The sequence below is a fragment of the Pseudomonas sp. SDO5532_S415 genome (assembly GCF_054071155.1).
Genome location: NZ_JBSVWS010000010.1, coordinates 65,088 through 78,028 on the forward strand (window position 1 = coordinate 65,088; position 12,941 = coordinate 78,028).

Annotated in this window: 11 protein-coding genes and 1 tRNA gene; 10 read left to right on the plus strand and 2 right to left on the minus strand. The window is 58.2% G+C overall.

What is annotated here, in order from left to right:
- Window positions 1-19: 19 nt before the first annotated feature.
- From infB to ACW9HW_RS05635, 6 genes are all read left to right on the plus strand, one after another.
- Complete coding sequence (infB, locus tag ACW9HW_RS05610; protein ID WP_095193995.1) at window positions 20-2,539, plus strand: translation initiation factor IF-2; 2,520 nt, start codon at window positions 20-22, stop codon at window positions 2,537-2,539.
- A 159-nt stretch (window positions 2,540-2,698) separates the two neighbouring features.
- Window positions 2,699-3,100, plus strand: coding sequence for a 30S ribosome-binding factor RbfA (rbfA, locus tag ACW9HW_RS05615; RefSeq protein WP_095193994.1), 402 nt, complete (start codon window positions 2,699-2,701; stop codon window positions 3,098-3,100).
- 3 nt (window positions 3,101-3,103) lie between these two features.
- Window positions 3,104-4,021: a tRNA pseudouridine(55) synthase TruB gene (truB, locus tag ACW9HW_RS05620; protein ID WP_095193993.1), complete on the plus strand. Its 918-nt coding sequence runs from the start codon at window positions 3,104-3,106 to the stop codon at window positions 4,019-4,021.
- A gap of 142 nt (window positions 4,022-4,163) precedes the next feature.
- Complete coding sequence (gene rpsO, locus ACW9HW_RS05625) at window positions 4,164-4,433, plus strand: 30S ribosomal protein S15 (RefSeq protein ID WP_002555121.1); 270 nt, start codon at window positions 4,164-4,166, stop codon at window positions 4,431-4,433.
- Window positions 4,434-4,629: 196 nt separating this feature from the next.
- The gene (gene pnp, locus ACW9HW_RS05630) at window positions 4,630-6,735 is read left to right on the plus strand and encodes a polyribonucleotide nucleotidyltransferase (protein WP_008018779.1); all 2,106 of its coding nucleotides are present in this window, start codon (window positions 4,630-4,632) and stop codon (window positions 6,733-6,735) included.
- A 137-nt stretch (window positions 6,736-6,872) separates the two neighbouring features.
- Window positions 6,873-6,948 (plus strand) — tRNA-Thr (locus ACW9HW_RS05635).
- 9 nt (window positions 6,949-6,957) lie between these two features.
- Here ACW9HW_RS05635 and ACW9HW_RS05640 read toward each other — a convergent pair.
- Window positions 6,958-7,464, minus strand: a complete 507-nt coding sequence (locus ACW9HW_RS05640; protein ID WP_457398839.1) for a hypothetical protein — start codon at window positions 7,462-7,464, stop codon at window positions 6,958-6,960.
- 297 nt (window positions 7,465-7,761) lie between these two features.
- Here ACW9HW_RS05640 and ACW9HW_RS05645 point away from each other — a divergent pair, with 297 nt between their 5' ends.
- Window positions 7,762-8,067 (plus strand): DUF6388 family protein, encoded by a 306-nt coding sequence (locus ACW9HW_RS05645; RefSeq protein ID WP_095193990.1) that lies wholly within the window; start codon window positions 7,762-7,764, stop codon window positions 8,065-8,067.
- A gap of 78 nt (window positions 8,068-8,145) precedes the next feature.
- On the opposite strand, the gene nadC is transcribed toward ACW9HW_RS05645, so the two are convergent.
- The gene (gene nadC, locus ACW9HW_RS05650; protein WP_457398841.1) at window positions 8,146-8,994 is read right to left on the minus strand and encodes a carboxylating nicotinate-nucleotide diphosphorylase; all 849 of its coding nucleotides are present in this window, start codon (window positions 8,992-8,994) and stop codon (window positions 8,146-8,148) included.
- 214 nt (window positions 8,995-9,208) lie between these two features.
- Between nadC and ampD the strand changes: the two genes are divergently transcribed.
- From ampD to ACW9HW_RS05665, 3 genes are all read left to right on the plus strand, one after another.
- Window positions 9,209-9,784, plus strand: a complete 576-nt coding sequence (gene ampD / locus ACW9HW_RS05655; RefSeq protein WP_095193988.1) for a 1,6-anhydro-N-acetylmuramyl-L-alanine amidase AmpD — start codon at window positions 9,209-9,211, stop codon at window positions 9,782-9,784.
- On the plus strand, window positions 9,781-10,617 hold the full coding sequence (gene ampE, locus ACW9HW_RS05660; protein ID WP_095193987.1) for a regulatory signaling modulator protein AmpE: 837 nt from the start codon (window positions 9,781-9,783) through the stop codon (window positions 10,615-10,617). The genes ampD and ampE overlap by 4 nt, the downstream gene beginning before the upstream one ends.
- 185 nt (window positions 10,618-10,802) lie before the next feature.
- Window positions 10,803-12,833 (plus strand): methyl-accepting chemotaxis protein, encoded by a 2,031-nt coding sequence (locus tag ACW9HW_RS05665; RefSeq protein ID WP_457398843.1) that lies wholly within the window; start codon window positions 10,803-10,805, stop codon window positions 12,831-12,833.
- Window positions 12,834-12,941: the final 108 nt, after the last annotated feature.

Genomic DNA, 12,941 nt, shown 5'->3' on the forward strand with positions numbered 1-12,941 from the left:
GGCCTGAGGAGAGAAGTGCATGACGCAAGTCACGGTGAAACAACTGGCCGATGAGGTCAAAACACCGGTAGAGCGCCTGTTGCAGCAGATGCGTGAGGCAGGTCTGCCGCACACCGCCGCCGAAGAAAGTGTGACTGACAGTGAGAAGCAATCCTTGCTGACTCACTTGAAAAGCAGCCACAAGGCGAAAGTGGAAGAACCACGCAAGATCACGCTGCAGCGTAAAACCACCAGCACCCTGCGTGTTGCTGGCAGCAAAAGCATCAGTGTTGAAGTACGCAAGAAGAAAGTCTTCGTACAGCGCAGCCCGGAAGAAATCGAAGCCGAGCGCAAGCGTGAACTGGAAGAACGTCGCGCAGTAGAAAATGCTGCTCGTCAGAAGGCTGAAGAAGAAGCCAAGCGTCGCGCCGAAGAAGAAGCGCGTCGCCAGCCTGCTGCTGCGCCGACCGCTCCAGCCGAACCTGTTGTCGCACCTGTTGCAGTGGCCGAGCCTGTGCGTGAAAGCGCACCGGCCGTGGCTGCCGCACCGGTTGCCGACACCCGCAAGCGTGACGAACCGCGCCGTCCGGATAAACCACGTGCCGACGATAACAATCGTCGCGGTGGTGGCGATGGTGAGCGCAAAAACGCTCCGCATCGTGCTTCGGTCAAGGAAAAAGCGCCTGCTCCACGCGTTGCCCCACGTACTACTGACGAAGAAAGCGATGGCTTCCGTCGTGGTGGTCGCGGCAAGGCCAAGCTGAAGAAGCGCAACGCCCACGGTTTCCAGAGCCCAACCGGCCCTGTCGTGCGCGAAGTGAAGATCGGCGAGACCATCACTGTGGGCGATCTGGCCCAGCAGATGTCGGTCAAGGCTGCTGAAATCATCAAGTTCATGTTCAAACTGGGTACTCCAGCGACCATCAACCAGGTACTGGATCAGGAAACTGCCCAACTGGTTGCCGAAGAGCTGGGCCACAAAGTGACCCTGGTCAGCGACACCGCCCTGGAAGATTCCCTGGCCGAGTCCCTGAAGTTTGAAGGCGAGGCGGTTGCCCGTGCGCCGGTCGTGACCGTAATGGGCCACGTCGACCACGGTAAGACTTCCCTGCTCGACTATATCCGTCGTGCCAAGGTAGCGGCTGGCGAAGCCGGCGGCATTACCCAGCACATCGGTGCATACCACGTTGAAACCGACCGTGGCATGGTGACGTTCCTCGACACTCCTGGTCACGCCGCGTTTACCGCAATGCGTGCCCGTGGTGCCAAGGCGACCGACATCGTGATCCTGGTGGTTGCAGCGGACGACGGCGTGATGCCGCAGACCATTGAAGCTGTTCAGCATGCTCAGGCTGCTGGCGTTCCGTTGGTCGTGGCAGTGAACAAGATCGACAAGCCGGGCGCCGATCTCGATCGCATCCGTAGCGAGCTGTCGGTACACGGCGTGACGTCGGAAGAGTGGGGTGGTGATACTCCATTCGTACCGGTTTCCGCGAAGATGGGTACCGGTGTCGACGAACTGCTCGAAGCCGTTCTGCTGCAAGCCGAAGTTCTGGAACTGACCGCTACGCCTTCGGCTCCTGGCCGTGGTGTCGTGGTTGAATCGCGCCTGGACAAGGGCCGTGGCCCGGTGGCTACCGTTCTGGTTCAAGACGGTACTCTGCGTCAAGGCGACATGGTACTGGTCGGTTCGAACTATGGCCGTGTCCGCGCCATGCTCGATGAGAACGGCAAGCCAATCAAGGAAGCCGGTCCTGCAATCCCTGTCGAGATCCTCGGCCTGGACGGCACCCCGGACGCTGGCGACGAGATGAGCGTTGTGGCTGACGAGAAGAAAGCCCGTGAAGTGGCTCTGTTCCGTCAGGGCAAGTTCCGCGAAGTCAAACTGGCTCGTGCTCACGCAGGCAAGCTGGAAAACATCTTCGAAAGCATGGGGCAGGAAGAGAAGAAGACGCTCAACATCGTCCTCAAATCCGACGTCCGTGGTTCGCTGGAAGCGTTGAACGGTGCCTTGAACGGCCTGGGTAACGACGAAGTGCAAGTGCGTGTGGTCGGTGGCGGTGTCGGTGGTATCACCGAGTCCGACGCTAACCTGGCACTGGCCTCCAACGCTGTACTGTTCGGCTTCAACGTGCGTGCCGATGCCGGCGCTCGCAAGATCGTCGAGCAGGAAGGCCTGGATATGCGTTACTACAACGTGATCTACGACATCATCGAAGACGTCAAGAAAGCGTTGACCGGTATGCTCGGCAGCGATGTTCGCGAGAACATCCTGGGTGTGGCCGAAGTGCGTGACGTGTTCCGTTCGCCTAAGTTTGGCGCGATCGCCGGTTGCATGGTTCTCGAAGGTGTTGTTCACCGTAACCGTCCAATCCGTGTACTGCGTGAAGACATCGTTATCTTCGAAGGCGAGCTGGAATCCCTGCGCCGCTTCAAGGATGACGCTTCCGAAGTACGTGCCGGCATGGAATGCGGTATCGGCGTGAAGAGCTACAACGACGTCAAAGTCGGTGACAAGATCGAAGTCTTCGAGAAGGTTCAGGTTGCTCGCAGCCTCTAACTCGCGCACTTCAAGAGCCGTGATGGCCTGCCGCATGCAAATGCACGGCGCATCGCCAGGACTCTAAACGCAACGCCCGGTCTGGCTTTTGTCAGGCCGGGCGTTTGCCGCTTTCAGACCTCATGGGTTTCACCATGGGGCAGTAACAGGTAACAAGACATGGCAAAAGAATATAGCCGTACCCAACGTATCGGCGATCAGATGCAGCGCGAGCTGGCACAACTGATCCGTCGTGAAGTCAAAGACCCGCGCGTCGGCCTGGTCACCATTACCGCTGTGGAGGTCAGCCGTGACGTCGGTCACGCCAAGATCTTCATTACTGTGATGGGGCAGGACAGCCGCGAAGACATCGCACAAAGCATCAAGGTGCTCAACTCCGCCGCCGGCTTCCTGCGCATGCAGTTGGCCCGCGAGATGAAACTGCGCAGCGTTCCACAGTTGCACTTCCACTACGACGAAAGCGTCGTGCGCGGTGCGCATCTGTCGGCTTTGATCGAGCGCGCAGTGGCTGAAGACAATCAGCATCCGGTTGCGGCAGAAGCCGAAGACACCAAGGAGTAATCGGTGGCTCAGGTCAAACGTATCCGTCGTAACGTCAGCGGTATCATCCTGCTCGACAAACCGTTGGGGTTTACTTCCAACGCGGCACTGCAGAAGGTTCGCTGGCTGCTCAACGCCGAGAAGGCCGGACACACCGGCAGCCTCGATCCGCTGGCCACCGGTGTGTTGCCGTTGTGCTTCGGTGAGGCCACCAAGTTCTCGCAATACCTGCTCGATTCCGACAAAGGGTACGAAACCCTGGCGCAACTGGGCAAAACCACCACCACGGCGGATGCCGAGGGTGAAGTTTTGCAGGAGCGCCCGGTGACCGTTGGTCGCGCCGATATCGAGGCTGTGCTTCCGGATTTTCGCGGGCAAATCAGTCAGATACCGCCGATGTACTCGGCCCTCAAGCGTGATGGTCAGCCGCTGTACAAGCTGGCTCGCGCAGGTGAAGTAGTGGAGCGCGAACCGCGTTCTGTTACTATTACGCGCTTGGAATTGCTGGCCTTCGAAGGTGATACTGCGCGGCTTGCAGTGGATTGCAGCAAAGGCACCTATATCCGCACCCTGGTGGAGGATATTGGCGAGAAACTCGGTTGTGGTGCTTACGTCGCGGAACTGCGACGTACCCAGGCCGGGCCTTTCACGCTGGCTCAGACCGTCACCCTGGAAGAGCTGGAAGCGGTACATGCCGAAGGCGGCAACGAAGCGGTCGATCGCTTCCTGATGCCATCGGACAGCGGCTTGCTGGATTGGCCGCTACTGCAGTTCTCGGAAGCGAGCGCGTTCTATTGGCTCAATGGCCAGCCAGTACGTGCCCCCGACGCACCGAAATTTGGCATGGTACGAGTTCAGGATCACAATGGCCGCTTCATCGGTATCGGTGAAGTGAGCGAAGACGGGCGCATCGCGCCACGTCGACTGATTCGGTCAGAATGACCGAAACCAGTCTGTGTAACAGCAGGCTGGCGAGGGTGGCTGTCAACAGGCACGGTCACTACTCTTTTTTAGATACAGGGATTTGTCCCTGGCCTGTTGAAGCTGTTTCTCTGAAACAGTTTCCTGATAAAAGGATTGCCTCATGGCTCTCAGCGTTGAAGAAAAAGCTCAAATCGTTACCGACTACCAGCAAGCTGTTGGTGATACTGGTTCGCCAGAAGTGCAAGTTGCACTGCTGACCGCCAACATCAACAAACTGCAAGGTCACTTCAAGGCCAACGGTAAAGATCACCACTCCCGTCGTGGTCTGATCCGCATGGTTAACCAGCGTCGTAAGCTGCTGGACTACCTGAAAGGCAAAGACGTGAGCCGTTACAGCGCTCTGATCGGTCGCCTGGGTCTGCGTCGCTAATCAGCGATTGCGCTAGAGGTTGGTTGTCTGTCATGCATCAGCGGGTTTCCCGCGGGCGCATGGCAGGCTCCCAGCCTCAAGTTTTATCTGGACACACGCTTTACCCCTGGACAGGCGTTGGGCCGATTCCCGACATTGCCCAAGAATTTCGCAAGAAACCAGTTTCCCCAAGAGCCACAAAAGAAGGTAGGACACCGTGAACCCGGTAATCAAAAAATTCCAGTTCGGTCAGTCGACCGTTACCCTCGAGACTGGCCGTATCGCCCGTCAGGCCTCCGGCGCAGTATTGGTCACCGTTGACGACGACGTCAGCGTATTGGTGACCGTAGTCGGTGCCAAACAAGCCGATCCAGGCAAGGGTTTCTTCCCTTTGTCTGTTCACTACCAGGAAAAGACTTACGCTGCCGGTAAGATCCCTGGCGGTTTCTTCAAGCGTGAAGGCCGTCCTTCCGAGAAAGAAACCCTGACTTCCCGACTGATCGACCGTCCGATCCGTCCGCTGTTCCCTGAAGGCTTCATGAACGAAGTGCAGGTTGTCTGCACCGTCGTTTCCACCAGCAAGAAGACCGATCCGGACATCGCTGCGATGATCGGTACTTCGGCTGCCCTGGCCATCTCCGGCATTCCTTTCGATGGTCCGATCGGCGCTGCCCGCGTTGCCTTCCACGAAAGCACCGGCTACCTGCTGAACCCGACTTACGAGCAACTGGCTGCTTCGAGCCTGGACATGGTCGTTGCCGGTACTTCCGAAGCTGTTCTGATGGTTGAATCGGAAGCCAAAGAGCTGACCGAAGACCAGATGCTGGGCGCCGTACTGTTTGCACACGATGAGTTCCAGGCCGTGATCCAGGCCGTCAAAGAGCTGGCTGCCGAAGCTGCCAAGCCAACCTGGACCTGGGCACCGCAAGCCGAAGCCACCGAACTGCTGGGCGCCATCCGTGCCGAGTTCGGCGAAGCGATCTCCCAGGCTTACACCATCACCGTCAAGGCCGACCGTTACGCTCGCCTGGGCGAGCTGAAGGATCAAGTGGTTGCCAAGCTGTCCGGCGAAGAAGGCCAGCCTTCCGCTGCTGACGTCAAAGCGGCATTCGGTGAAATCGAATACCGTACCGTTCGCGAAAACATCGTAAACGGCAAGCCACGTATTGACGGTCGCGACACTCGCACCGTTCGTCCGCTGAACATCGAAGTCGGCGTTCTGCCGAAGACCCACGGTTCGGCGCTGTTCACCCGTGGCGAAACCCAGGCTCTGGTAGTCGCGACGCTGGGCACCGCCCGTGACGCACAACTGCTGGACACTCTGGAAGGCGAGAAAAAAGACCCGTTCATGCTGCACTACAACTTCCCTCCGTTCTCGGTGGGCGAGTGTGGTCGCATGGGTGGCGCCGGTCGTCGCGAAATCGGTCACGGTCGTCTGGCCCGTCGTTCGGTTCAGGCCATGCTGCCAGCCGCTGACGTGTTCCCGTACACCATCCGTGTTGTATCGGAAATCACCGAATCCAACGGTTCCAGCTCCATGGCTTCGGTTTGCGGTGCTTCCCTGGCGCTGATGGACGCCGGTGTACCGATGAAGGCACCGGTTGCCGGTATCGCCATGGGTCTGGTTAAAGAAGGCGAGAAGTTCGCCGTCCTGACCGACATCCTGGGTGACGAAGACCACCTGGGCGACATGGACTTCAAGGTAGCCGGTACCGCCAAAGGTGTGACCGCGCTGCAGATGGACATCAAGATCAAGGGCATCACCGAAGAGATCATGGAAATCGCCCTGGGCCAAGCCCTGGAAGCGCGCCTGAACATCCTCGGTCAGATGAACCAGATCATTGGTCAGTCGCGTACCGAGCTGTCGGCCAACGCACCGACCATGATCGCGATGAAAATCGACACCGACAAAATCCGTGATGTCATCGGTAAAGGCGGCGCGACCATTCGTGCGATCTGTGAAGAGACCAAGGCTTCGATCGACATCGAAGACGACGGTTCGATCAAGATCTTCGGCGAAACCAAGGAAGCGGCTGAAGCAGCACGTCAGCGCGTTCTGGGCATCACCGCCGAGGCCGAGATCGGCAAGATCTACGTCGGTAAGGTTGAGCGCATCGTCGACTTCGGCGCATTCGTCAACATCCTGCCTGGCAAGGACGGTCTGGTTCACATCTCGATGCTGAGCGACGCTCGCGTTGAGAAAGTGACCGACATCCTGAAGGAAGGCCAGGAAGTGGAAGTGCTGGTACTGGACGTGGACAACCGCGGCCGTATCAAGCTGTCCATCAAGGACGTGGCAGCAGCCAAGGCTTCGGGCGTTTAATCACGCCTCCAGCCTGTCTGCTACAACGTTGCAAAAAGGCCCCGCAGTGAAAACTGCGGGGCCTTTTTTATACGGGAAGAACTGAGGTGCTGGCTGAAGTTGCCGGTATCGCTACGTGATGCTAGGTTTAGCCCACAGCCCGTGTAGCTCAGTCGGTAGAGCAGCGCACTCGTAACGCGAAGGTCGCAGGTTCGATTCCTGTCTCGGGCACCACGCTGCACCTCATTTCACTTTTCTGCTCAACTCCTCGACAGTGCGTTTGAGCTGATCCATTTCGCGATCCTGATCGCTGACTTCCCGCTTGAGGTTCGAGATCTCGCTGGTGTTCGAGCTTGAGCTGGAGCCGTTGTTGCGCTTGAGCTCTTCCACTTGTTTGCCGAGATTATCCAGATCGCGTTCCTGCTCGTTGATCGTGCGCTTGAGTTCCTCGATCTCCTTGCTGCTGGAGCTGGAGCTGGATCCGCTGCTGCGCTTGAGTTCTTCGATCTGGCGCGCCTGATCGCTGAGGGTGTCTTGCATTTTTTTCAGGTCGCCAACGTCGACATCTGATTTGATCAGCACGTCTTTGCCGAACTCGCTGTGAATGGCGGTAATTTTATCGCTGGGATACGTGCTGCTATTACTCAGTTCAATTCCCGCCAGGGCGGTTCCTGGCAGGGCCATGGCACCCAAGAGGGCAGTCATTGTGGTTGCGGACAAAGCAGACGAAAGCTTCGAAAAACGGCGCATCACTGAGGTTCTTTGTGAAGTGCCATATGGCACATCGCTATGACTTGGCGTTTTGACTTATGTTCCCAGGCACCTCTGACGGAAAGTGAGTTTTTTGTGGGGTTGATGTAAAGAGTCGTGTAAATCGTCCGACAAACATCCTATATTCGGAGCCTGCATGAGCTTCGCCCAGCAGTTTTCAGATGATCCAGAATGGTCCTGAAGGCCAGATAAACCGGGCTTCTAACGGTTTTTTGCGTCAGAGAGATCCTTGATGATCCAGATCCATCTTCCATTCCCCAGATCAACGAGAACGCCATGACCGTTAAAGAATTGACTCAAGAAGCCAGACACGAAGAAGCCCTGAAGAAGTATGTGCTGGACGCACCCGAATTGATGGACGAGATCAAGGACTTGCCAGCCGATGATCAGAAAGACCAGATCCAGTGGGCGTTCGAGGATGAAGCAGAAGCCCAGGGGTTACAGCCGTGGGAGCTGACCCTCAAGTACACCACCACCCCGGAAGAATACGAGGCCGAGCGCCTGAAGCTGCACAAGGAAGCGGCAGAGATATTGGGCGTCGAGTGGGAAGAGTACTGCGAGATGAACAATCTGGTGGTTTGAGAGCAGCTTCAAGCTTCAAGCGGCAAGCTACAAGTCAAAGCAAGTCAGCTTGCAGCTTGAGGCTTGTAGCTGCTTCTCTCATAGACTCAAACGCATCGACAGATCCACAGCCTTCACATCCTTGGTCATCGCACCAATGGAAATGTAATCAACACCGGTTTCGGCGATGGGCAGCAAGGTGCTTTCGTTGATTCCGCCACTGGCCTCCAGCTTTGCCTTGCCGCCGTTCAGGCGTACGGCTTCGCGCATGTCATCCAGGCTCAATTCGTCAAGCATGATGATATCGGCACCGGCCGCCAGCGCCTCTTTGAGCTCAACCAGGCTTTCCACTTCGATCTCCACCGGTTTGCCCGGTGCGATTTTGTGTGCCGCGGCGATGGCCTGCGAGATGCCGCCGCAAGCGGCGATATGGTTTTCCTTGATCAGGAAGGCGTCATAAAGGCCAATGCGGTGGTTGTGGCAACCGCCACAGGTCACTGCGTACTTTTGCGCCAGACGCAGCCCCGGCAAGGTTTTACGGGTGTCGAGCAACTTCACCTGAGTCTGGGCCACGAAGTCCGCCAGGTATTGGGCGCGAGTGGCCACGCCGGACAATAGTTGCAGGAAGTTCAGCGCGCTACGTTCACCGGTCAGCAGCGAGCGGGCCGGCCCTTCGAGGTGGAACAGCACTTGGTTGGGTTTGACCCGTTCACCATCGGCGACTTGCCAGTGCACCGCCACTCGCGGGTCCAGTTGCCGAAACACGGTATCCACCCAGGCGGTACCACAGATGACAGCGGCGTCGCGGGTAATGATGGTGGCTTTGGCCAGGCGTTCGGTCGGGATCAATTGCGCGGTGATGTCGCCGCTGCCGACGTCTTCGAGCAACGCACGGCGCACGTTGGCTTCGATTTCGGCGGTCAAATCGGCGAGACGTAGATTCGGCATAACGGGCTCCACAAACAAAGTGGCCCGATTATAGGGCCATGGTGCCAGGCAACCCAAGGCATCCGCGACGTTCCGCGCGCTGCGGAGCCTGTATTTGGTCGATTCCCGCGAACCCGCGACGGTCCGTTGCGTCTCAATCGCGGCAAGTGATCGCCTCCAGAGGGGCTATCACGGCATACTGGGCACCAACACAATCGTCGTTGAAGGAATCGGTATGCAGTTGGACCCCGCGAGCGGTTGGTGTCAGGACGTACATTTGTGTCCTTCGCCCAACTTCAATGCGCGCCCCACGGGCGAAGTTTCCCTGCTGGTGATCCACAACATCAGCTTGCCGCCGGCGCAATTCGCCACCGGCAAGGTGCAGGCGTTTTTCCAGAATCGTCTGGATGTCACGGAGCACCCTTACTTTGAGGGGATTGCCGACCTGCGGGTATCTGCGCACTTTTTGATCGAGCGAGACGGCACCGTCACCCAGTTTGTCTCTTGCCTTGAGCGTGCCTGGCACGCAGGGGTTTCGAGTTTCGAGGGGCGGGAAACCTGTAACGATTTTTCCGTGGGCATCGAGCTTGAAGGCACGGATGATCTGCCATTCACCGATGCTCAGTACGATGCGTTGATTGCCCTGACCCGGCAGCTGCAAAGCGCCTTCACCGCCATCACGCCACAACGTATCTGCGGGCACAGCGACATCGCGCCCGGGCGCAAGACCGATCCGGGACCGGCGTTCGACTGGGCACGCTATCGTGCGGCCCTGGCGAAAGGCGTGCTGGAAAAAGAGGAGAAACAATGAGTTTTCTGGTGTTGCTGCTGGCGGTATGGATCGAGAAGTTCTCGGCGTTGCGCCATCAGATTCAGCGAGATGGCGGTTGGGTGCGCGAGTTGCACAAGCTTGAATCCAGCCCGCGTCTGGCAAAAAGTCCATGGCTGGTTCTGGTCGTGCTGGTGCTGTTACCGGTCGCGTTGTTGGGTTTGCTGTTGCTGGTGCTGGACCCGGTGGCCTACGGTCTGTTGGCATTGCCGGTGCACCTGCTGGTGGTGATTTACAGCCTGGGGCGTGGTGATCTGCTGGGCGGTCTGGGGCCATTTCGCGATGCCTGGCGTCGGGAAGACCTGCAAGCCGCGGCCCACGTCGCCAAACGCGACCTCGATATCTGCGCCGACAGCGGCGAGCAACTGCTGGAGAGAGTCGAAGGGCATTTGTTGTGGGAGGCTTACCAGAGCTTCTTCGCGGTGATTTTCTGGTACTTCCTGTTGGGGCCGGTCGCCGCCCTGAGCTACCGGCTGCTGGCACTGGCTGAAGAGCACGGGCAAAACCCTGCTGTGGTCGAACGCGCTGCGCAACTGCGCCACGCCTTCGATTGGGTGCCGGTACGTTTGCTGGCGGCGAGTTTTGCCTTGGTCGGCAACTTTGTCTCGGTCAGCCGGGTAATGTTGCACGAGCTGCTGAACTGGAACATCAGTGCGGCCCAACTGATCGAGAAGGCCGGGCTGGTGGCCGCCGAAATCCCGGCCCCGGTGGTCGGGCCTGAAGGCATCATCAACCTCGACCGGATCTGGGAGTTGCTGTTGCGGGCGGCGGTGCTCTGGTATGCAGGGTTTGCGTTATGGACTGTGTTGCCCTGATGGAATAGATCAAGATCAAAAGATCGCAGCCTGCGACAGCTCCTACTGGCTGCGATCTTTTGCCGTTAACCTTAAGTTACAAAACACTCCCCTGATTTGAGCTATATAGAGATAGCGCCCAATAGTGGCTATCTGCTGTCGAGCTGCGCCTGCCAATAAAAATAAGAAATCAAGGGAGACTTCCAGTGAAGAGCTTGCTCTATCCCGCCGTCGCGCTGATGAATCGCCTGAGCTTCGGCATGAAGTTCAGCCTGATCAGTGTTCTGTTCCTGGTGCCGATGCTGGTGACCAACTTCTATCTGGTGCGTGATTCCTATCGCGAATTCCAGGGCACCCGGGTCGAACTGCAGAGCCTGGACCTGTTGGGCAGCAGCCTGACACTACGGCGCGATCTGGAAACCCTGAACAACCTGGTGCAGATCAATGTCGCCCTCGGTCAGTCCGGTAAGGCCGGCAATGTCGAGGCGCAGATCGGTACGCTGGGGCAAAGCGTCTTGAGCCGTTTGCAGGGCCTGTCGGCGATGACCACCGACCCGGAGCAAATCGCCGTTTTTGATGGTAAACGCGATGAAATGATCGCCGCTTTCAAGGCACAGCAAACGGAAAGCTCGCTGCAAAGCAAAAGTGCCTTGATCGGAAAACTGCTGGGCAGCGCACAGATTTTCAGCCAGATCATCGCCAGTCAGGCAGGTTTGAGTCGCGATACGCAGAGCGACATGCGCCAGTTGACTGAACTCATCACCAATATCACCCCGGCCGTCACCCAACTTGTGGGGGACGGTCGGGCGATGGGTTCATATTCGTTGGGGCAGGGCTTTCTCAATTCATCGTCGAGCACCCGTTTCGATGAGCTGTTGGCGCAGATCGAAAAACTCCAGGCCGAATATGGGTTGAAATTGCAGGACGTACTGGCCTCCAGCAAAGCCGCGGGTGAAACCCTGGCGGCTCAGGCCGATAGCAGCAAGCTGTCACTGAAAAAGGCCAGTGAGCTGTTCGAAGAGCAAGTGGTGATGGCCGATACGCTGGATGCGCCGTGGCAGGCCTTTTACGATCAGGTCACGGTCCTGATGGACCAGACCTACCAGCTCAACGAAGCCACTCTTAAATTTCTCGGCACTCAGTTACAGCACCGTCTGGAGCAGAACCAAACCCACATGATCTTGCAGGCCGTCGCGCTGTCGGTGGTATTTGTATTGATTTTTTACTTGTATGGCGGCTTCTACGCTTCGACCCGCACCACGCTCAAGCGCCTTGGCGGGGTGATGGACAAGGTGGCGGCTGGCGACATGACCGTCACTTTCAGCGCCAACAGCCGTGATGAACTGGGCGAGTTGGGTGAGGTGTTCAACGGCACCGTGAAGAAAATCCATGACCTGATCGAGCGTGTGGGGCAGACCGTGAGCGAGGTCGAGCGCCAGGCCGGTCAGGTGGAGAACGTCTCCGCGCAAAGCAACCAGGCCGTGGCCGGGCAGCGTACGCAGATCGAGCAGGTTGCCACGGCGATGAACCAGATGTCCGCCACATCCCTGGAGGTCGCGCGCAGTGCCGCCGCCGCGGTCAGCAGTGCCCACAGCGTCAACGACGAAACCATCAGCGGTCGCGGGCTGGTGCAATCCCAGCAGGGCAGCATCGCCGCGCTGGCCAGCGAGATCGATCAATCGGTGCTGGTGATCAATCAACTGGCCAGTGACAGCCAGTCCATCAGTCGTGTGCTGGAAGTGATCAAGAGTATTGCCGAACAGACCAACCTGTTGGCGCTCAATGCCGCAATCGAAGCGGCCCGGGCGGGAGAGCAGGGGCGGGGATTCGCGGTGGTGGCGGACGAGGTCCGGACACTGGCCAAGCGTACCCAGCAATCGACCGAAGAAATCGAGCAGATGATCGCCAAACTCCACGGCGGAGTCGGCGCTGCCGTGAAGGCGATGGGTGTGAGCCATGAGATGGCGAACGGCACCGTCGGCCAGTCGGAAAAGGTCCAGCAGGCGCTGGAAAATATTCTTGGCGCGGTGGGCATGATCGTCGACCAGAACCAGCAGATCGCTGCCGCCGTGGAACAGCAAACCGCCGTGGCCCACGACATCGACCAAAACATCGTCGAGATCAACCGCGCCGGTGAGCGCACCGCCGAAGGTGCGCACCAGACCGAAGATGCCAGCCGCGCGTTGTCGGCACAGGTGGTGGAACTCAAACAACTGATCAGCGCGTTTCGGGTTTAACAGGCATCGCAGTAAAAATGTGGGAGCGAGCCTGCTCGCGAAAGAGGTACTTCCGGCGAACTGGTACTTTGCTTCCTCCTCGCCCTCGCGAGTAAGTTCGCTCCCAAA

Excerpts from the sequence above, each read along its gene's own strand:
- infB (WP_095193995.1), top strand. The coding sequence starts at position 20 with ATGACGCAAGTCACGGTGAAACAACTGGCCGATGAGGTCAAAACACCG.
- rbfA (WP_095193994.1), top strand. The coding sequence starts at position 2,699 with ATGGCAAAAGAATATAGCCGTACCCAACGTATCGGCGATCAGATGCAG.
- rpsO (WP_002555121.1), top strand. The coding sequence starts at position 4,164 with ATGGCTCTCAGCGTTGAAGAAAAAGCTCAAATCGTTACCGACTACCAG.
- ACW9HW_RS05640 (WP_457398839.1), bottom strand. The coding sequence starts at position 7,464 with ATGCGCCGTTTTTCGAAGCTTTCGTCTGCTTTGTCCGCAACCACAATG.
- ACW9HW_RS05645 (WP_095193990.1), top strand. The coding sequence starts at position 7,762 with ATGACCGTTAAAGAATTGACTCAAGAAGCCAGACACGAAGAAGCCCTG.
- nadC (WP_457398841.1), bottom strand. The coding sequence starts at position 8,994 with ATGCCGAATCTACGTCTCGCCGATTTGACCGCCGAAATCGAAGCCAAC.
- ampD (WP_095193988.1), top strand. The coding sequence starts at position 9,209 with ATGCAGTTGGACCCCGCGAGCGGTTGGTGTCAGGACGTACATTTGTGT.
- ampE (WP_095193987.1), top strand. The coding sequence starts at position 9,781 with ATGAGTTTTCTGGTGTTGCTGCTGGCGGTATGGATCGAGAAGTTCTCG.